We start from the raw sequence: 19,793 nt of genomic DNA, 5'->3' as shown, positions 1-19,793 counted from the left end.
TCGGAAACCGCCCGGAAGAGCCTCTAAGCATGTAACAAGGACAAAGAGCCCCGAGGCCCCTTCTGCCGCGCGGGCGGAAGCAGTCGTGCGACGAAACAGGGAGCCAACTCATGGCGCAGGACACCGAGAACACACAGGACGCCGACCGACACGCGCGGCGAGCCCGGGCTCGCCGGCGCACCGTCCGATTCCTGGCCACAGACACCACCGCGTGGGTCGGTGGGTTCGTCGCGGCCGTGTGGACCCGGTTCGAGTTTCAGCTCCCCCCGGGCCAACTGTCCCGGGCTGCGGCGATCGGACTGGTCGCGGCGGTCGTGCACGTGGCGGTGGCGGCGCTGCGGCGGCTCTACTCCGGACGACACCCACTGGGCAGCCTTCAGGAGGTCCAGGGCGTCGCCGGTACCACCATCACCACGGCCGGCATCGTGCTGCTCGGGCTGTTGCCGGCCACCGAGCGGCCGGTTCCGGCGAGCACCCCTCTGGTCGGCGGCGCGCTCGCCCTGCTGTTCATGCTCGGCGCCCGGTTCGCGTACCGGCACCGGCGGGACCTCGCGATGAGGCCAGACGTCCGATCGTCCACGCCGGTGCTGCTGTTCGGAATGGGTGACGCCGGGCAGGGGCTGCTCCGCGCCATGCTCGGCGACCCACGCGGTCGGTACCTGCCGGTGGGCGCGCTGGACGACGACCCGGACAAGCGTGACCTGCGCATCGGCGGGGTACGCGTGCTCGGCGGCCGGCACGACGTCGCCGCCTCCGTCCGGCTTACCGGTGCCAGCACCGTCATCTTCTCGGTGGCCAATGCGGACGCCGCCCTGATCCGTCAGATCCGCGAGGCCACCCTCGAAGCCGGCGCGGTCTTCAAGGTGCTGCCCCCGGTGCGGGACCTGGTCGACCACCGGATCACCGTCACCGACGTCCGGGACGTGCAGGTCAGCGACCTGCTCGGCCGCCGGCAGGTGGTCGGTGACCTACCGCTGAGCGCCAACAGCCTGACCGGAAGACGGATCCTGGTCACCGGCGCCGGCGGTTCGATCGGCTCGGAGCTCTGCCGTCAGGTGATGAAGGCCAACCCGGGTGAGCTGATGATGCTGGACCGGGACGAGTCCGCTCTGCACAGCCTTCAGATGTCGCTCGCCGGACGGGCCATGCTGGACGGCCCCGAGCTGATCCTCGCCGACCTACGCGACGACGAGGGCATCCGACGGATCCTCCGGGAGCGCCGTCCGGAGATCATCTTTCACGCGGCGGCGCTCAAGCACCTGACGTTGCTTCAGCGGCACCCTGGCGAAGCGATCAAGACCAACGTCTGGGGCACGCTCTCCGTGCTGGACGCCTGCCAGGACGTGGCGAAGTTCGTCAACATCTCGACCGACAAGGCGGCCGATCCGATCAGCGTCCTCGGCTACTCGAAGCGAATCACGGAGCGGTTGACCGCGCACGCCGCGTCCCGCTTCCCGGGCACGTTCCTCAGCGTCCGGTTCGGCAACGTGCTGAGCAGCCGCGGTTCGGTGGTGACAGCCTTCCAACGGCAGATCGAGACGGGGACGCCGCTGACCGTCACCCACCCCGACGTCAGCCGCTATCTGATGACCGTCCAAGAGGCCGTCCACCTGGTGCTTCAGGCCGCCGAAATCGGCCGGGACGGGGAGGCGCTGGTGCTCGACATGGGCGACCCGGTCCGGATCGTCGACCTGGCGCGTCAGATGGTCGAGCATGCCTCCAGCTCCGTGCCCATTGTCTACACCGGTCTGCGCCCCGGCGAGAAGCTGCACGAGGACCTGCTCGGGACCGGTGAGGTCGACACCCGACCGTTCCATCCCCTGGTGTCCCACGTGGCCGTGCCGGCGCTCGACCCGATCGAGGTGAGCGGGCTCGACCCGTACGACGACGCGGCGAAGATCGTCGAGCATCTCGCGCTGCTCTGCGTGCAGCCGGTCGATCCGGTGGTGAAGGGCCAACGGGGGGTACCCCTGCAGTCGCACTGATGTGATCGGCCCCGCCGCTGCGGCGGCGATGCACCGGGGTGACGCCGCGCGGCGTCACCCCGTTCCGTGCGCCGGGAGGGGACCCCGGCCGGGTCAAGGCACTCCGGGCTGCCGCACCAGAAGCACAGAGAGGACCCCGGGCACGGCGACCAGGGCTGACGACCACAGGTTCGTGGTGGTCAGCCCTGGTGCCCCGATTGTCAGCGGCGAATGCCCGCCCAGTCGTGGTGCCGGCGGACGGTGGAGAGGATGAAGTCGACCACCCGCCGGGAGGTGTCCGGCACCTGGTAGTCGACCGGGCAGGGCACCCCCTCGGCGGCGACCTGGGCCACTGTCACCTCGACCGCCTCGACCACGCCCTGCGGGTCGAGGCCGGTCATGATGATGCCGCCGGAGTCGAGCGCCTCCGGACGTTCGATCGACTCGCGCAGCGTCACAGCGGGGAAGCCAAGGATGGCGGCCTCCTCGCTGATCGTCCCGCTGTCCGACAAGGTGCAGTACGCCTTGGTCTGCAGGTGCACGTAGTCGAGCAGGCCGAACGGCTCATGGAAGGCGATGCCGTCCAGGGCGGTGGCGTCCGGGGCCAACGCCTCCAGCCGTTTACGGGTGCGCGGATGGGTGGAGACCAGCACCGGGAGGGCCCACCTGTCCCGCACTGCGACAAGACAGTCCAGCAGCCGACGAAGCCGGTCGGGACGGTCCACGTTCTCCTCGCGGTGGGCGCTGACCAGGAAGTACCCGCCTCGATCGAGCTCCAGCCGCCGGAGAATGGTCGAGCTGGCGATCGGTGCACGATAATGCTCCAGCACCTCCCGCATCGGCGAGCCGGTGTGCAGGATCCGCCGCGGGTGCAGGCCCTCGGCGAGCAGGTTACGCCGGGCGTGTTCGGTGTAGACGAGGTTGAAGTCGGCCACGTGGTCGACCAGCCGCCGGTTGGTCTCCTCCGGCACGTTCAGATCGAAGCACCGGTTGCCGGCCTCCATGTGGTAGACCGGCACCCGCATCCGTCGCGCCATCAGCGCGGCGATGCAGCTGTTCGTGTCGCCCAGCACCAGCAGCGCATCCGGCCGCAGCTCGGCGATCGCCTGTTCCATGCCGACCAGAACGCCACCGAGTACCCGGCCGAGCGAGGAGGTGTCGACCTCCAGGAACCGGTCCGGCTGGCGCAGTCGCAGCTCGGTGAAGAACACGTCGGACAGGGTCGGGTCCCAGTTCTGCCCCGTGTGAATCAGGGTGTGGTCGACAGTGCTGTCCAGTCTGGTAAGCACCCGGGACAGTCGAATGATCTCCGGCCGGGTGCCGACCACTGTCATGATGCGGGTCATGCCCGTCCTCTCTGCGCTGCCACCTTGGTCAGGATGTCTTCGAACTGGTCGACGCCCACGCGCAGGGACATCCGATCGCGGTACACCTGGCGGGCCCGGTCCGCCATGGCCTGCCGCGTGGCGGCCGGCTGTTCGGACGCTTCCACGAACCTTTCGGCGAGCGCCCGCCAGTCCTCTGGCGGACAGACGAGACCGACCCCGGTCGACCGGACAAGGGCCCCGGTGTCGCCCCCGGCGGCAGCGATCACCGGAACACCGCAGGCCAACGCGGCCTGCAGCTTCGACGGGACGGCAGCGCGCAGGGCGGGTACGTCGCGTAGGCACACAAGTTGCCAGTGCGCTGCCGCGTACAGCTCCGCCATCTGTTCGGGCGGACGCCGACCGATGAACCGCACGTTGTCGGCGCCCAGGTCGGCGGCCAATCGGCGGGCGCCGTCCTCACCCGCGCCGGAGCCGACCAGCACCAGGTCCATCCGGTCACTGGCGGCGGCCGCCGCCCGGATGGCCGTCTCGATGCCCTGCAGGAGCCCGAGGTTGCCCGCGAACATCACGGTGCAGCGCTGGCGGTGACCGAGCGCCGCACGGGCCTCGTCGGTGACCGGCAGCGGCCGGAACAGCGCGTCGTCAGTCCAGTTCCAGACCACCCGCACCCGGTCCGGGTCGGCGCCGCCGGCCACCACCCGCTCAGCCATCGTCGGCGAAATCACCACGATGGCATCGGCCAGCCGGTACGTCCCACGCATCAGCGCCCCGATGGACCGCTCCAGCCATCGCCCGGCCCGGCCGGTCGGTGCCATCCCGGACTGCGTCACCGACTCGGGCCACAGATCCTGCAGGTGGAGCACGATCGGTGTTCGGCGGGCCGCACGCTGCAGGGCCGCAGCGGCGATGGCCGTGGGCGGCGGGTGGTAGACGTAGGTGACGTCGACGTCAGCGAGCCACCGCGCCCCAGCCACCGCGCTGGTGGCACCGAAGGAGAGGTGGCTCAGGGCGCGCCGGACGGTGGAGGTGTCGTGGCTGGGATAGGCGGGCACCCGCCGGACCATCACCGGCCCCTCGGTCTCCCGATGCCGCCAGCGCTGTTGCCAGCCAGGAAAGACTCGGCCGTACGGATAGCTCGGGAATGTGGTGAGGACCTTGACCTCGTGGCCACGGCCGGCCAGTTGGTGCGCCAGGTTACCCGGTATGAAGACGCCCTCCGGCGGATACCACTGGCTGATCAGGCCAATCTTCACGCCCCGACCGCCACCGGCGCCGGTCGGGCCGCCACCACCGCCTCAGGCCAGGTATCCGGTCGGTCCGGGTCGAAGATCTCGTTGGTCCAGAACATCGTCACCAGCTCATCCGGCCCGGTGTTCACCAACTTGTGTGCCCACATCGTCGGCATGTCCACGAGTACCGGCTCGTCGCCGCTCACCGGGAAGCGCAGGACTTCGGTGTCACCCACCCGCCGCAGGCTGATCTCAGCAGAGCCGCGCAGCACCACGAACCGCTCCACCTTGGCCAGGTGGAAGTGTTCGCCGCGGGTGATCCCGGGCAGCGTGGTGGAGCAGAAGGTCTGGCCGGCACCGCCGTGCGCCTTGACCGTCTCGACCAGCTCACCCCGGGCATCCGCGCGGCGGGGCAGCGCCAGGGGGTAGTGCGCCGGAAAACAGTGCGACCGGTATGTGTTGAAGAGCCGCACATCATGCCGCTTCAGCAGGTGCGGGATGTCCCCTGTCCGGTACGTCGCGGCGATCTCGGTGAGCCGGTGGGCCAGCCCCTGCACTCCGATGCGCAGCGGCGGCATGGCCGGATCCCATGAACCGCCGGCCGGCACACCGATGAGCCGGGCGGCCGCGTCGGTGACGTGCACGAGGCTCAACTCACGGTCGGCGTGCACCTCCGGCCGGCCACCCTCCGCGAGCACCCGACAGAACGTCGCCACCGCGGAGTTGTAGTATGGGCGTCCGTGCTCGCCGTAGAGGTTCGGCAGCGACACGTCATCGAGGTCGACGCCGGTATCCGCCAGCACTCGCGCAGCGGTGGCCTTGGCGTCGCCGTACGCAGTGCCGTTGCCGGCCTGCACCGAATTGGCGTAGACAACCCGCGTCGGCGGGTTCGCGCAGTGCTTGAGTCCCTCCGCGAGCTGCGCGGCGAGCAGGACGTTCCCGGCAGCGACATCGGCCGGCTCACCCCGGTTCACGCCGGCCAGGTGCAGCACCCGGTCGACTCCGTCCACCTTCGCCGCGACCAGGTCGGGATCGGCGAGGTCGCTCCGGGTCACCACGACCGGTTCCGGCCAACCCAGAGCGCGCAGCAGCACCCGGACGTGCCAGCCGAGGAAGCCGCCGGCACCGGTGACGGCGAGCCTCAGCACGCCAGCACCGGATCCCGCAGCGCCAGCTCCGCGCGCACCTCGGGCAGCGTCTTCAGCAGTTCGATGATCTCGGGTACGCCGAGCTGTGGCGCGTTCGACGAGTTGAAGTCCTCGGTCCGCCCGTCGCCGAGGCCGCCCTCGGAGACGTAGAGCGCGTAGTTGAGGTCACGGCCGTCGAGCGGCACCCGAAGGAAGTCACCGAAGTCCTCGGCATGAGCGAGTTCCTCCCGGCTGGCCAGCGTCTCAGCCTGCTTCTCCCCGTGCCGTACGCCGATCACGTCGAGCTTGGAGGGCACGTCGAAGAGTTGACAGAGCGCCTCGGCCAGGTCGCCGACGGTGCAGGCGGCGGCCTTGCGGATGAAGATGTCGCCGGGCCGGGCGTGCTGGAAGGCGTGCTCCACCAGCTCCACCGAGTCGGCCAGCGACATCAGGAAGCGGGTCATCCCCGGGTCGGTCACGGTAGGTGCCCGGCCCGCCTTGATCTGCTCGATGAAGAGCGGAATCACCGAGCCACGGGAGTACATGACGTTGCCGTACCGGACGCAGGAGACCGTGGTGGCGCTGTTCGGGTTGTTCCGAGCGTGTGCCTGGGCGACCTTCTCCATCATCGCCTTGCTCATCCCCATCGCGTTGACCGGGTATACAGCCTTGTCGGTGCTGAGCACCACGACCGAGCCGACGCCGTTGCGCTCGGCGGCCTCGACGACATTGCTGCTGCCCAGCACGTTCGTCCGGACCGCCTCAAGCGGGAAGAACTCGCACGAGGGCACCTGCTTGAGGGCGGCCGCGTGAAAGATGTAGTCGATGCCCCGGCTGGCCTTGAGCACCGAGTCGTAGTCCCGCACGTCTCCGACGTAGTAACGGGCCCGCTCGTCGCCGAGCAGCCGACGCATGGCGTCCTGCTTGGCCTCGTCCCGGCTGAGCACCCGGACCTCGCCAACTCCACGGTCGAGGAGTCGGCGCACCATCGTCTGCCCAAAGGAACCCGTACCGCCGGTGATGAGCACCCGGCGTCCGGTGGTCAAGTAACTCACTGACGCTCCGTTCGTTCATGGTGGCTCGCGTAGGCCGCGCTGGTTGGGGCCGTGGTGCGGCCACAACTGCCGCAACGAGTGGAATCCCGCGAGAGAAACGCCCACATCGGGACCAAAAGCACAATGGAGTTGCTCTAGATCCTGATGGTCCTGGTGCACCACCAGATGGTCAGGCGTCGGGCCCGCGTGCCGCCGTCATCGGGTGGGCGCCATCGGCCGCGCGGGGCGGGCCGCAGGCGTCCGGTAATTGCCGACCAGGTGGTTCGGCGCCACCGCCCCGGAAACCCGCCAACCAAGCAGCAGGATCACCGCGGCCAGCACCAGCAGTCGCCCACCTCCGCGCACCACGTAGGTGAAACTGCCCACCCAGAGGAGATCGAACAGACCGACCGCGGTGACGATCGCACCGGCGTAGACGCCCACGGCGTACGGCGTCGTCAGCGGGCCGGACGAGGCCCAGGCCAGGACCCTGTCGATGAACCGGACGGCCAGGCCGGTCACCGGCACCATCAGCCCCAGGCCCAGCAGGCCAAAGTTGTACAACCACTCCCCATGCGCGAGCGCCGCCGCGGAATGTCCCGTGCCGACCAGTTCAGGGCTCAGAAAGGCGACGAGGTCGGAACCGAAACCGATCGGCTTACCCTCCCACAGCGCGCGAGGCACCAGACCCACGGCGGCGTTGGCAAACGTCTCCCCCCATCCGCGCGGCAGCAGCCCCACCTCGTTCAGGCGCAGCAGCTGGGCGAACGAGTGAAGCGGGCTGATCGCGGACCCGAATCCGTCCTGGTCGACCATCGCAGCCGAGCCCTGTGAGCCGGTGGCGCGCAGCCCGGCGAGGAACAGCAGAGCCGGCGCCGCTCCACCGAGGACGAGGAGTTTGGTGTAGGGCCGCTGGTCCCGGTGGGCCGATATCACCAGCAACGCGAGCGCCAGCGTACCGACGACTATCCGCCCGAAGCCATTGAAGAGGTAGGTGAAGTAGAACGCGAAGGCGACCAGGAGAACCAGTCCCCAGACGAACGTGTGGCGTGCCATCGGGCCCCGCAACAACCCCACCGCGAGGAGCACGACGCCGACGAAGCCGATCGGGTTTGCCACCGGCGGTGAATTCGGTGCGACCGTTGCCATGCCCACTCCGAGCACCAGCAGGACCAGACCACACTTCACCGCCCACCCTGCCGTCCTGCCGTCCGCCTGGCCGGCAGCCGGTGGCAGCCGATGCGGCGCGGTGCTGCTCCAGAACAGCAACCACGTCACGACCTGTACGAAGTAGCAGATGGCAAGAGCGGTGAAGAGCGGGATGCCGGGATCGATCGTCCATGCCTTCACCGTTTGGTAAAGCCCGCTGAAGCCGACAAAGAATGCGAAGGCGAGGTTGTAGAGCCCTACGGCGGTGATGCGGCGACCGCCGTCGCGCCAGAAGACCCAGGCGCCGAAGAGGGTCGCCAGCAGGCTCATCGCGAGGTTTCCGTCCCTGCTCCACCCAACGGAGGAGTTTCTTTCCAGGAGCAGGCACGCCACGCCCAGCACGAGCCAGGCCAGCCCGGCGAAGCAGCGCCAGAGTCCGCTGGTCGGGAGCCTTGCCTCATCCTCGGGTACGCCGCGTGCGTGACGTGGACGCGCGCCTTGATTCCCACCTGCCATCGGGCGCGCCCCTGTCATTGACTCCATGACAGCGGAGCATATATCCGGACTTCCATTTCGGCCGCCTGTCTCGCGATTTCGGCGCCGATCGCCGCCACATCGCACAGACCGATCCTCCGTGGCGTCACCGATCCACACCGCCCATCGTTAGCCGGACGTGGCCGAACCCTTCGACGTGCTACACGACGACCTGACCCCCGCAGCCGCGAATGTCATTCGCGATTCGCCAATTCCGGTCCCCACACCGCCATATCGCGTGCTGTTGACGTGTGACTTCTTCGAACCGGGATTCCGCGCCGGCGGCCCTGTCCGTTCCGTTGCCCAACTGCTCGACGTCGTATCGCCAGCGATCGAGGTGACGATGGTGACGAGAGACCGCGATCTCGGCTCCGCGGAGCCGTATCCCGGTCACTCCGGTCACTGGATCGACCGGGGCCACGCTCGCATCTACTACCTCGATCCAGGTCGCCTCCGCCAGTGGTACGCCCTGCTGAAAGCGCTCCGATCAACCAGATTCGACCTCCTCTACGTCAACAGTCTCTGGGCGAGGTCATCGGTTCTGCCGATTCTCGCGGCGCAGGCACGCATCATTCGGGTCAAACAGATACTCGTCGCCCCTCGGGGTGAGCTGGCGGCGAGTGCGCTAGGGGTCAAGAGCTTGAAGAAGCGATTGTTCCTACGCGTTTGGCGACCCATTCTCAGACGGCTCAGGGTCCACTGGCACGCCACCAACCCGCACGAAGCGCAGCTGATCAGGAACCTCTTTCCGTGGGCCCGGATCGAGATGCGACCCAACGAGGTGTCGCTTCCGCCAGAGCCAATCCCACCCGAAGAGACCGGTGGTTCCTCGCGGCTCGTATTCATCGGTCGCATCAGCCCGATCAAGAATCTGGCGAAGGTGATCGAGGCCCTCGCGCTGGTGACGCGGCCGGTGGTTTTCGATATCTACGGCCCTATTGAGGACAGGTCCTATTGGGCCGAATGCCAACTGCTTGCCCAGCGGTTGCCGGCGTCCGTGACGCTCTCCTATCGGGGAGAGCTCGCGCCCCGCGCGGTCCGGTCCACCTTCGCGGAGTACGACATGTTCGTCTTTCCGACTCAGGGGGAGAACTTCGGCCACGTCATCGCGGAGAGCCTCTCCGCGTCGTGCCCGGTGATCTGTTCGGACGAGACCCCCTGGAGCCCGGTGCTCCGGGCCGGCGGAGGAGTCGTCCTGACGGATGCCACGGTGGCGACTCTGGCTCACCAGATTGACCAGTTCGCCCAGCGCAGCCAGGAGGAACGGCTCGCGGCACGCCGGGCGGCGGGGCAGGCCTATCGGTCCTGGCGGGCCGAGACCGAAGGGCCGAACATCCTCGACCGGATCAGGTTGACAGTCGCGGAGCGCTGACCCCCGCCCGTCGGCGGGCGGTGCCCAGCCGCCGTGAAAGGACCACGATTGAAGGAACGGTCGACTCCAGAGCAGACGCTCTCCGAGCCCACTGAGTCTGTCCGCCCCCAGGGAGGTCGCCGGTCGGGGGTGCGGTCCAATACCGTCGTGGCGTCGGCGTCCAGCCTGATGAGCGGACTGCTGAACGCCGGGATACTCGCGTACAGCGCGCGGCAGGGCCAGACCGCCGAAATCGCGGCTTACAGCGTGATGACGGCCGCGCTGACCTGGGTGGCGAACCTGGTCATGGGTGGATCATCCCTGCTGTATGTATCCGGCAATGACGAGGAACGCCGCGCGGCGCACAGTCAGCGAATCCTGGTGGCAGTGCCTGCCATGGCCACCGCCACCCTGGTGATCGCTGCGCTCTATGCTGGCCAGGGATACGGCGCGGCAGCCCTGATCAGCGCCGGCGGCGTGATGATCTTCAACAGCCTCGCCGACCTGCGCTTCGGCGACCTCGCCCGACAGATGCGCTTCATCGCGGCCTCGGCCGCGATGACCAGCACCCGACTCCTCGCCATGGTGCTGCTGATCGCCGGCACGCCACTGACGACCGCACTGCTGGTTGGTGCCGCCACCTACCTGCTCAGCACGGAGATACTGGCTTGTCGAGGCCCGGCCGGCCCGCCACCAATGTGGAGGGGACTGTCGCCGCGGGCAGCGGGGCGCGCCTTCCGGTTGAGCCGTCCGCTGTTCACCTACAGCCTTGCCGAGGCGTTCACCGGCCGTGCCAGCACTATCGCCCTCTCATTGGTGGCGAGCCCTCAGGTCGTTGGCTGCTACGGCGCCCTCGTCAGCATCTACCAGGCACTGGTCGCCGTCACGTTCAGCGGACTCCGGGTGCCGATGGCGATCCGGACCCGGCGACGACACAACCTCGGCCCCACAGTGGCGATCAGCCGGGAGAGCGAGATTATCGCCGTCATAGGTGCGACCGTCATCGCGGCCGCTGTCATCGCCACCGCGCCGTGGCTCACGACGAGCCTGCTCTCGCTGCCGATACCCGAGTCGGCGCTTTGGCTGCAACTGTTGGCGCTCGCCCTACCGTTCACGACCATGAACCGCGCCGTTGCGCTCAACCGCATCGGCGACGGGAACTACGTCGCCGCCAGTCGTCTCGCCCTGTCGATCGGTATGCTTTTGGGCGGCGCTCTACTCGTCCAGGCGGCGACACTCGGCCCGACAGGTGCCGCCGCCGCGACCACCGTCGCGGAGATGCTGGTCGCGGGGATCCTCGTGCTGGCCGCGGTGTCGCGTCGATACCGGCGGCGCGGATCTCATCGAGCAAGACATATCTCCCCTGAACAGGAGCGTCAGGCGGCGCCGCCCGTCGACCTCATCGGCAGGTGAGGCCGTAGTGCCACTCGGATCAGGAAACGAACAGGGCGTGCTTGCCTGCACGAGTGCGAGCCTGGTCGGCAACCTGGTGGAACGTTATCGACTCTGCGCGGAGGTCAGGGTGATCTTTCCGCAGCTCGCGAACGAAGTACAGACTCACCGCTTCCAGATCAAGCTCGTGGTCTGCCTGTAGGTAGATGTGCAGGGCGTCAGGTCGCTCCTGACGGAACTGAACGCCGACGATGTCCGGGAGGGTCTTGAGGATGTGCACCGGCAGGATCGGGGAAAGGTCGAGAATCCCGTGCGCCGAGCCGACCTGGACGATTTCCTGCTGTCGGCCGAGGACCGAGCGGATCTCGAACACGTTACCGTCGACGACGTCAGTTGGTTCGACCTGGTCCCCGATGGCGTAGTTGACCAGTGGAAACAGACGGTCGTCGAGGGTCGTGACCGCAAGCGAACCACCATCATCGACGAGACAGATGAAGCTGTCCCAGATGACCTGGATGGGCCGTGCCTCCTGGCGGGACATCGCCACCAGGCCGGTCTCGGCAGCGCCGTACTCGATGACCGCCCCTGCTCCGAAGACCCGTTCGATCAGTGCGATGTCCGCGTCACTGGCCGTCTCCGCGGTCAGGATCACCGCCCGCAGCCGACTCACGTCGCCCAGGTCCAGCGTGTTGCGCTCGATGTAGCGGGCGACCTTGAAGATTGCGGAGGTGTATCCGACCAGCAACACGGGTTGCCGGGACCGGATCGCCTCGTAGTGCCCTCGAAGCGCAGGATCACTGAGGTCGTAGGCGTTCAACCGAGTGATATTCACCAGGCGGTCGGCGACGCCGCGCCGCAACCGAGCGACTTGGCTGGCCAGCCCGTCGCCGAAGAGGTGCGAGTGCCCCCAGAGCAGGACCTGCGGCTCGAACGGCTGGACTCCCCGCCAAGCTCGCCCGAGATAGTTGTTCGCCCACCGGTCGGTCGACTCGCCCCGCCCCCGAGGAAACTTGGTGGGCTGGCCGGTGCTCCCGCCGGTGCTGTAGGCCTGCTTCGTCGAACCACCCGCGAAGACCTCGGCAGAGCGGCTGATCAGCAGCTCTTTGTCGAGCATCGGAAAGTGGCGAAGGTCCGACGGCCGCGAGATGCCACTGGGTAGATCGTGCTCCTTCCGCCATGACCGGTAGAACGGCACCCGTGTCAGGCAGTACGCCCACATCTTGTTGAAGCGTTCGACCTGGATCCGCTCGATCTCCGCGCGGGACAAGGGCTTGTTGTAGAGGGCGATCTTTCGTTCGAGGCGCCGACGGCGTTCCGCGAACAGCCACCCGCGCTCCATCAACGCACGCACGTCAAGTCGCCTCCTGGCTCCGCTACACCCTCCGAAGCAGAGCTGACGTCCATCAGCCCGCTCGTTCATCAGCACCCTTTCAACGATGCGACAAAATCCCAGTTACGAGGCAGGTCGTCCATCCATCACACACGGCACCGACACCAACACGGTCAGCAAACCTTGCACCCATCGACCTATTGACACTGATCACGCCGCACCGAAGGCTCGCGTCTACAGGTCCTTCACCCAAGGAGGCGCGATGAGACCGAGACGACTGGCGATCGCCGGCGTGGTCACCCTGCTCGGCGCACTGGCACTGACCCCACCGGCCAGCGCGCGGCCCCCGTCCGACCCGGGTGTCCGCGACGGCCTGGAGGTGTACGTCGGCGTTGTCGACGCGAAACAGCGGGAGCAACTGCGCGCGGCGGGGGTCGACCTCGGCCACGACGCGAAGGCGGACTCGTCCGGCCGCACGACTGTCGAGACGGTCCTCAGCCGACGGCAGGCGAAGCGGTTGACCGACAAGGGCGTACCGCTGTCGGTGAAGAAGGTGCGGGGCAAGGACGCGTCGCAGGCGCTGCGGGAGCAGGCCGCGGCCGGCTGGACGAGTTTCCGTCCCTACGGTGAGCCGGGCGGCCTGCGAGACGAACTGAACGCCACGGCGGCCCGGTATCCCAAGCTGACCAAGGTGGAGACGATCGGTCGCAGCCAGCAGGGGCAGCCGATCGTCGCGGTGAAGGTCACCAAGAACGCGCGGACCGTGGCGGACGGCAAACGACCGGCGGTGCTCTACGCCGGTGCCCAGCACGCCAGGGAGTGGATCACACCGGAGATGACCCGCCGGCTGATGCATCACGTGCTGGACAGCTACGGCACCGACCGGGAGATCACCCGTCTGCTGGACACCACCGAACTGTGGTTCCTGCCGGTGGCCAACCCGGACGGCTACGACTTCACCTTCACCCCCGGCAACCGGCTGTGGCGCAAGAACCTGCGGGACAACAACGGTGACGGGCAGATCGGCTCCGGCGACGGCGTCGACCTCAACCGCAACTTCAGCTACAAGTGGGGCTACGACAACGAGGGCTCGTCGCCGGAGCTGAACAGCGAGACCTACCGGGGCCCGGGCCCCAACTCCGAGCCGGAGACCAAGGCGCTGGACCGGCTCTTCAAGCGGGTCGGGTTCGAGTTCTTCGTCAACTACCACTCGGCGGCCGAACTGCTGCTCTACGGCCTGGGCTGGCAGGTGAGCACCCCCACCCCGGACGACGAGATCTACAAGGCGATGGCCGGTGACGACGCGCACCCAGCGGTGCCCGGCTACGACCCGGACATCTCCGCGGAGCTTTACACCACGAACGGTGACACCGACAGTCACGCCACCGTCAGGTACGGCACGCTGGGCTTCACCCCGGAGATGTCCACCTGCGAGGCCGCCTCGGCCGTCGACCCGGACGACCAGTGGCGCCCGGAGGACTGCGTCAGCGGCTTCATCTTCCCTGACGACGAGGCGCTGATCGCCGGCGAGGTGAGCAAGAACCTACCGTTCGCGTTGGCGGTGGCCCGGTCGGCGGCGGACCCGGACGACCCGGTCTCGGTGGTCGGTCGCAGCACTCCGGACTTCGTGGTGGACGCCTTCGACACCTCGTACGGGCGGACCCAGCAGGTCGCCGCGATCACCCGTCGGGCGCTGAGGAACGTGCGGATGCACTACACGGTCAACGGTGGGCGGCCCAAGACTGTCGCGGTCCGCGAGTGGCGCGGCGGCGAGCGGTACGGCAACACCCACGACGACTACTACGCCGAGCTACGGGGCACTGTCAGCGGCGCGAAGCCGGGCGACCGGGTGGAGGTCTGGTTCACCGGGAACAAACCGCGCGCCGGGGTGGTGGCCAGCGAACACTTCACCTATCGGGTGCACGACGACGTCGGCGGCGACGTGCTGGTCCTCGCTGTGGAGGACGTCACCGGCCTCAGCCCGGCGCAGACCGGCACCACGGCGAAGTACGCCGACGAGGTCGCGGCGTCGCTGGGCGCCGCCGGGCGCAGCAGTGACGTGTACGACTTCGACGCGATGGGCCGCAAGGCGCCGCACCCGCTCGGCGTGCTGTCGCACTACGAGGCGGTGGTCTGGGAGACCGGCGACGACGTGATCCTGCGCTCCCCCGGTCAGGTGGCCGGCACGACGGCCAGAGCGGCGCTGGACACCGAGCTGGCCGTTCGGGACTACCTGAACGAGGGCGGCAAACTGCTGGTCAGCGGCCAGTACGCGTTGTTCGCGCAGGGCGCCAACGGGTCGTACGTCTATCACCCGGACGCGCCACCGGAGTGCACCGACGCCGAGGCTGCCAGCTGTCTGCCGCTGTTCAACGACTTCCAGCAGTACTGGCTGGGCGCGCACACCTATGTCAGCGACGGCGGAACGAGCCCGGACGGGGAGCCGTACCCGGTCGCCGGCACCGATGCGGCGTTCACCGGCTTCGACGGGCAGCTGAACGCCTCCGGCTCGGCGGAGAACCAGGCGCACACCGCGTCGTTCCTGACCACGTCGAGCTTCCTGCCGCCGGACGAGTTCCCGCAGTTCGCCAGTTCCGCGCCGGTGGGCTGGTCCCGACCGGGCGGCGCGCCGTTCGATCCGCGTACCGGTGAGTGGTACCTCTACAGCGGGCAGACCGACGAGTCGTACAAGCGGCTCACGCGCACTGTGGACCTCACCGGGGCGAGCAGCGCGGAGTTGCGCTTCTTCACCTCCTACGAGATCGAGCAGGACTGGGACTTCATGTTCGTCGAGGCGCACGAGGTGGGTAGCGACGACTGGACGACACTGCCGGACGCCAACGGCAAGACCAGCACTGTCACCGGGGACAGCTGCCCCGAGGGTTGGGTGGAGCAGTTGCACCCGTTCCTCGCGCACTACCAGGGCGCTGACTGCTCCCCCACCGGGAGCACCGGCAGCTGGAACGCGGCGAGCGGGTCGTCGGGAGGCTGGAAGGAGTTCGTGGCCGATCTGTCGGGCTACGCCGGTAAGCAGGTCGAGGTGTCGATCACGTACGCCTCGGACTGGGGCACCCAGGGTCTCGGCGTCTTCCTGGACGACGCCCGGGTGCTGGTTGACGGGTCGACGGTGGCGGAGACCTCGTTCGAGTCGGCCGACCTGGGTGGCTGGACGGTGGCCGGCCCACCGCCCGGCTCCGCTGGCAACGCCAACGACTGGTCGCGCAGCCAGCAGGCGTTCGAGGAGGGCTCGGTGGTGGTCACCGGGGACACGGTGTATCTGGGCTTCGGGTTGGAGGGTCTGCCTCCGGCGGCCCGCGACGACCTGGTCGCCCGCTCGCTGACCCACCTCACCGGGCAGCCCCGCCCCTGATGGCGGCGAGGTGCGCCGACGGTCCGCGGACCGTCGGCGCACCTTCGGTGTACGCCGGGTACGGTCGCCGCCGATGTGGTGAGCTGTACGGGTGTCGGGGCTGGGACTTGTGCTGCACCCCACCCGGGATGTCACCGAGGTGGTGGGGATCATCGAACGGTGGGCGAAGCGTCACCACAAGACGTTGATGGTGCGCGAGGAGGACCAGCACCGCGTCTCGTCCTGCATCGTGCCGGTGCCGGCGGACGAGGTGGCGGCCCGCGCCGACGCCTTGATCAGCATCGGTGGCGACGGGACCATGTTGGGTGCGCTTCGATCCGCCGTCCTCGACCCGAAGCCGGTGCTCGGCGTACACCTGGGTCGTGTGGGTTTTCTCGTGGAGATCGAGCCGCCGGAGCTGCCTGAGGCGCTGAGCCGGTTGCTGTCCAAGGAGTTCACCGTCGAGTCGCACGCCTGCCTCGCCTGCGACGTGTGTGGCGACGACGTGGTGGCGTTCAACGACATCGCGCTGGTGCGCCAGCCCGGCTCCGGCTTCGTCAACGCCACACTCGCCATCGACGGCCAGCAGTACGGCTACTACCGGTGCGACGCCGTGGTGGTCAGCACCCCGATCGGCTCCACGGCGTACAGCTACGCCGCCGGCGGCCCGCTGATCTCCCCGGCGGCGGACTCGATGGTGGTCACGCCGTCGGCGCCGATGGCGGGCATCTCCCGGTCGGTGGTGCTCTCACCGGACGAGAAGATCCGGCTGGAGCTGGAGCCCGACTCGTCCCCGGTGGTGGTGGAGATGGACGGGTTGGTGTTCCGCGACCCGGCCACCGAGGGAGCGGTGGAGATCAGGTACCGCCGCAACGCCGGCCTGGTGGTGCGCTTCGACCCGCTGCGCTACCAGGAACGCAACCAGTTGAAGATGACGCTGCTCGACCTGCCGTTCCTGCCCGAGCAGCTCCGCGAACTGCTCCCCGAGGAGCTGCGCCGCACCCAACGAGAACTCCCGCCACCCTGCTGACCCCGCGGTTAGGGGGCCAGGGCTTGGTCTACCAGGGCTTTGGCCTCTTCCTGGATCTTCTTGAGGTGGTCGGGGCCCTGGAAGGACTCGGCGTAGATCTTGTAGACGTCCTCGGTGCCGGACGGACGGGCGGCGAACCAGCCGGACTCGGTGCTGACCTTGAGGCCACCGATCGCCGCACCGTTGCCGGGGGCGGTGGTCAGCGTCGCGGTGATCGGCTCACCGGCGAGCTCGGTGGCGGTGACCTGCTCCGGGGAGAGCTTGCCGAGCACTGCCTTCTGCTCCCGGGTGGCCGGGGCGTCGATCCGGGCGTACGCGGGCGCGCCGAAGCGTTCGGCCAACTCCGCCCAGTGCTCGCTCGGGCTGCGGCCGGTGGTGGCCTGGATCTCGGCGGCGAGCAGGCAGAGCAGCAGGCCGTCCTTGTCGGTGGTCCAGGTCGAGCCGTCGCGTCGCAGGAACGACGCCCCGGCGCTCTCCTCGCCTCCGAACCCGACCGCGCCGTCCAGCAGGCCGGGTACGAACCACTTGAAGCCGACAGGCACCTCCAGCAGCGGGCGACCCAGGTCGGCGGCGACCCGGTCGATCATCGACGAGGAGACCAGGGTCTTGCCCACAGCGGCGTCCGGCCCCCACTCGGTGCGGGTGCGGAACAGGTGACGAATCGCCACCGCCAGGTAGTGGTTGGGGTTCATCAGCCCGGCGTCCGGGGTGACGATGCCGTGCCGGTCGGCGTCGGCGTCGTTGCCCGTGGAGATCTGGTAGTCGGCCCGCGCGGCGATCAGCGACGCCATCGCGTTCGGCGAGGAGCAGTCCATCCGGATTTTGCCGTCGCCGTCCAGGGTCATGAATCGCCAGGTCGGGTCGACAGTCGGGTTGACCACTGTCAGGTCCAGGCGGTGCCGCTCGGCGATCTCACCCCAGTACGCCACGCTCGCCCCGCCCAGCGGGTCCGCGCCGATGCGGATCCCCGCGTCGCGGATGGCGTCGATGTCGATCGCGGCCGGCAGGTCGTCGACGTAGTTGGCGAGGAAGTCGTACTCCCCGGTGGTGTCGGCGGCCCGCGCCCGCGCGTAGGTGATCCGGCGGACCTCCTTGAGCCCTGCGGCGAGGATGGCGTTGGCCCGGTCCTGGATCCACCGGGTCACGTCGGTGTCGGCCGGCCCACCGTTTGTGGGGTTGTACTTGAAACCGCCGTCGTCGGGCGGGTTGTGCGACGGGGTGATGACGATGCCGTCGGCGAGCCCGCTGGTCCGCCCACGGTTGTGAGTGAGGATCGCGTGCGACAGCGCCGGGGTCGGGGTGTAGCCGTCGCGGCTGTCCACCAGCACTGTGACCCCGTTGGCGGCGAGCACCTCCAGGGCGTCCACAGCGGCCGGCGCGGAGAGCGCGTGGGTGTCCCGGGCGAGGAAGAGCGGCCCGTCCAGCCCCTGCTCACGCCGGTAGTCGCAGAGCGCCTGGGTGACCGCGAGGATGTGGTCGGAGTTGAACGCGTTGCGCAGGCTGGAGCCGCGGTGGCCGGAGGTGCCGAAGGAGACCTGCTGGGCCGGGTCCGCGGGGTCCGGATGCTCGGCGTAGTAGGCGGTCACCAGGCGCGGCACGTCGACCAGGTCGGCGGGCTCGGCGAGCTGGCCGGCACGGGGGTGGGTCACTGCGGGATCCTCCTCGGGGAGTGCCTGTCGGTCACGGCACGACCTTCTGGCCCTTGCCGATCACCACGATGCCGTTGTCGGAAACGGTGTAGCGCTGCCGGTCCTTCTCCAGGTCGACGCCGATCTCGACGCCCTCCGGGACGAACACGTTCTTGTCAAGGATGGCCCGCCGGACCACAGCGTGCCGGCCGATCTCCACACCCTCCATCAGCACCGAGCCCTCGACGTGCGCCCAGGAGTGCACCCGCACCTTCGGCGAGACGATCGAGTTCTCCACCAGCGAGCCGGAGATCACCACACCCGGGGAGACCATCGAGCCGACCGCCCGGCCGACCCGCTCACCCCACTGGTGCACGAACTTCGCCGGCGGCCACGGCGGCTGCTCCGTGTAGATCGGCCAGTCGAAGTTGTACATGTTGAACACGGGGTGCACGTTGATCAGATCCATGTGCGCGTCGTAGAACGAGTCGAGCGTTCCCACGTCCCGCCAGTAGCCGCGATCACGGTCGGTGCTGCCCGGTACCTCGTTGTCGCGGAAGTCGTAGACGTTGGCCTCGCCGCGCTCGACGAGCATCGGGATGATGCTGCCGCCCATGTCGTGCTTGCTGGACTTGTCCTCGGCGTCGCGCTCGACCGCCTCGCAGAGTGCCCGAGTGGTGAAGACGTAGTTGCCCATCGAGGCGTAGATCTCGTCCGGCGCGTCGGGCAGACCGACCGCGTCGGTGGGCTTCTCGCGGAACGCGCGGATCCGCTTGCCGTCCTCGCCGACCTCGATGACGCCGAACTGGTCGGCCATCGACAGCGGCTGGCGAATGCCGGCCACTGTCACCGCCGCGCCGGAGGCGATGTGGTCCTCCACCATCTGCCGCGGGTCCATCCGGTAGATGTGGTCGGCGCCAAAGACGATCACGTAGTCGGGCTGCTCGTCGTTGATCAGGTTGAAGCTCTGGTAGATGGCGTCGGCCGAGCCGGCGAACCACCACGGGCCACGACGCTGCTGCGCCGGCACCGGGGTGACGTAGTTGCCGAGCAGCGTGGACATCCGCCAGGTCTTGGTGATGTGTCGGTCGAGGGAGTGGGACTTGTACTGGGTCAGCACGACGATCTTGAGATAGCCGGCGTTGGCCAGGTTGGAGAGGACGAAGTCGACCATGCGGTACATCCCGCCGAACGGGACGGCCGGCTTGGCCCGATCCGTGGTGAGTGGCATCAGGCGCTTGCCCTCCCCACCCGCCAGGACGATCGCGAGCACCTTGGCAGCCATGCCCCGACGCTATCCACCCGCGTCGGACTTCACCACTCGTACGGGGAGTCTTCTGCACTAGGG

13 protein-coding genes are annotated in these 19,793 nt (G+C 68.5%); 5 read left to right on the top strand and 8 right to left on the bottom strand.

The window, feature by feature from the left end:
* Nucleotides 1-110: 110 nt before the first annotated feature.
* Complete coding sequence (locus tag PSH03_RS02040; RefSeq protein WP_210781343.1) at nucleotides 111-1,985, top strand: nucleoside-diphosphate sugar epimerase/dehydratase; 1,875 nt, start codon at nucleotides 111-113, stop codon at nucleotides 1,983-1,985.
* A gap of 200 nt (nucleotides 1,986-2,185) precedes the next feature.
* Here PSH03_RS02040 and wecB read toward each other — a convergent pair whose 3' ends face one another.
* From wecB to PSH03_RS02015, 5 genes are all read right to left on the bottom strand, one after another.
* Nucleotides 2,186-3,310 carry a non-hydrolyzing UDP-N-acetylglucosamine 2-epimerase gene (wecB, locus tag PSH03_RS02035; RefSeq protein ID WP_238688077.1) on the bottom strand — a complete coding sequence of 375 codons (1,125 nt, stop codon included), beginning with the start codon at nucleotides 3,308-3,310 and terminating at the stop codon, nucleotides 2,186-2,188.
* Complete coding sequence (locus PSH03_RS02030; RefSeq protein WP_238688076.1) at nucleotides 3,307-4,545, bottom strand: glycosyltransferase family 4 protein; 1,239 nt, start codon at nucleotides 4,543-4,545, stop codon at nucleotides 3,307-3,309. Before PSH03_RS02030 ends, wecB begins: the two co-directional genes overlap by 4 nt.
* Complete coding sequence (locus PSH03_RS02025; protein ID WP_210781340.1) at nucleotides 4,542-5,669, bottom strand: polysaccharide biosynthesis C-terminal domain-containing protein; 1,128 nt, start codon at nucleotides 5,667-5,669, stop codon at nucleotides 4,542-4,544. Before PSH03_RS02025 ends, PSH03_RS02030 begins: the two co-directional genes overlap by 4 nt.
* Nucleotides 5,663-6,703 carry an SDR family NAD(P)-dependent oxidoreductase gene (locus PSH03_RS02020; RefSeq protein ID WP_307850444.1) on the bottom strand — a complete coding sequence of 347 codons (1,041 nt, stop codon included), beginning with the start codon at nucleotides 6,701-6,703 and terminating at the stop codon, nucleotides 5,663-5,665. The genes PSH03_RS02025 and PSH03_RS02020 overlap by 7 nt, the downstream gene beginning before the upstream one ends.
* A 195-nt stretch (nucleotides 6,704-6,898) precedes the next feature.
* Entirely contained in the window at nucleotides 6,899-8,161 is a 1,263-nt protein-coding gene (locus PSH03_RS02015) for a hypothetical protein (RefSeq protein ID WP_238688075.1), read from the bottom strand.
* A 343-nt stretch (nucleotides 8,162-8,504) separates the two neighbouring features.
* Here PSH03_RS02015 and PSH03_RS32750 point away from each other — a divergent pair, with 343 nt between their 5' ends.
* Complete coding sequence (locus tag PSH03_RS32750) at nucleotides 8,505-9,737, top strand: glycosyltransferase (protein WP_210781338.1); 1,233 nt, start codon at nucleotides 8,505-8,507, stop codon at nucleotides 9,735-9,737.
* A gap of 147 nt (nucleotides 9,738-9,884) precedes the next feature.
* Nucleotides 9,885-11,129, top strand: a complete 1,245-nt coding sequence (locus tag PSH03_RS02005; RefSeq protein WP_238688074.1) for a hypothetical protein — start codon at nucleotides 9,885-9,887, stop codon at nucleotides 11,127-11,129.
* Between the two features lie 19 nt (nucleotides 11,130-11,148).
* Here PSH03_RS02005 and PSH03_RS02000 read toward each other — a convergent pair whose 3' ends face one another.
* Nucleotides 11,149-12,459, bottom strand: coding sequence for a phenylacetate--CoA ligase family protein (locus PSH03_RS02000; protein WP_238688073.1), 1,311 nt, complete (start codon nucleotides 12,457-12,459; stop codon nucleotides 11,149-11,151).
* A gap of 241 nt (nucleotides 12,460-12,700) precedes the next feature.
* Between PSH03_RS02000 and PSH03_RS01995 the strand changes: the two genes are divergently transcribed.
* Both PSH03_RS01995 and PSH03_RS01990 read left to right on the top strand, forming a co-directional pair.
* Nucleotides 12,701-15,808, top strand: a complete 3,108-nt coding sequence (locus PSH03_RS01995) for a M14 family metallopeptidase (protein WP_238688072.1) — start codon at nucleotides 12,701-12,703, stop codon at nucleotides 15,806-15,808.
* A 100-nt stretch (nucleotides 15,809-15,908) separates the two neighbouring features.
* Nucleotides 15,909-16,817, top strand: a complete 909-nt coding sequence (locus PSH03_RS01990; protein WP_255749967.1) for an NAD(+)/NADH kinase — start codon at nucleotides 15,909-15,911, stop codon at nucleotides 16,815-16,817.
* An 8-nt stretch (nucleotides 16,818-16,825) separates the two neighbouring features.
* Here the strand turns inward: PSH03_RS01990 and pgm are convergent, their stop codons facing one another.
* Nucleotides 16,826-18,466: a phosphoglucomutase (alpha-D-glucose-1,6-bisphosphate-dependent) gene (gene pgm, locus PSH03_RS01985; RefSeq protein ID WP_238688070.1), complete on the bottom strand. Its 1,641-nt coding sequence runs from the start codon at nucleotides 18,464-18,466 to the stop codon at nucleotides 16,826-16,828.
* A gap of 31 nt (nucleotides 18,467-18,497) precedes the next feature.
* Nucleotides 18,498-19,730, bottom strand: coding sequence for a glucose-1-phosphate adenylyltransferase (gene glgC, locus PSH03_RS01980; RefSeq protein WP_091401467.1), 1,233 nt, complete (start codon nucleotides 19,728-19,730; stop codon nucleotides 18,498-18,500).
* Nucleotides 19,731-19,793 lie beyond the last annotated feature (63 nt).

This window comes from Micromonospora salmantinae (genome assembly GCF_022230905.1).
Lineage (GTDB): Bacteria > Actinomycetota > Actinomycetes > Mycobacteriales > Micromonosporaceae > Micromonospora > Micromonospora salmantinae.
This window is presented reverse-complemented; position numbering and strand designations above follow the sequence as displayed.

Coding starts and splice junctions, on each gene's coding strand:
- PSH03_RS02040 (WP_210781343.1), top strand. CDS start 111: ATGGCGCAGGACACCGAGAACACACAGGACGCCGACCGACACGCGCGG.
- wecB (WP_238688077.1), bottom strand. CDS start 3,310: ATGACCCGCATCATGACAGTGGTCGGCACCCGGCCGGAGATCATTCGA.
- PSH03_RS02015 (WP_238688075.1), bottom strand. CDS start 8,161: ATGAGCCTGCTGGCGACCCTCTTCGGCGCCTGGGTCTTCTGGCGCGAC.
- PSH03_RS01995 (WP_238688072.1), top strand. CDS start 12,701: ATGAGACCGAGACGACTGGCGATCGCCGGCGTGGTCACCCTGCTCGGC.
- glgC (WP_091401467.1), bottom strand. CDS start 19,730: ATGGCTGCCAAGGTGCTCGCGATCGTCCTGGCGGGTGGGGAGGGCAAG.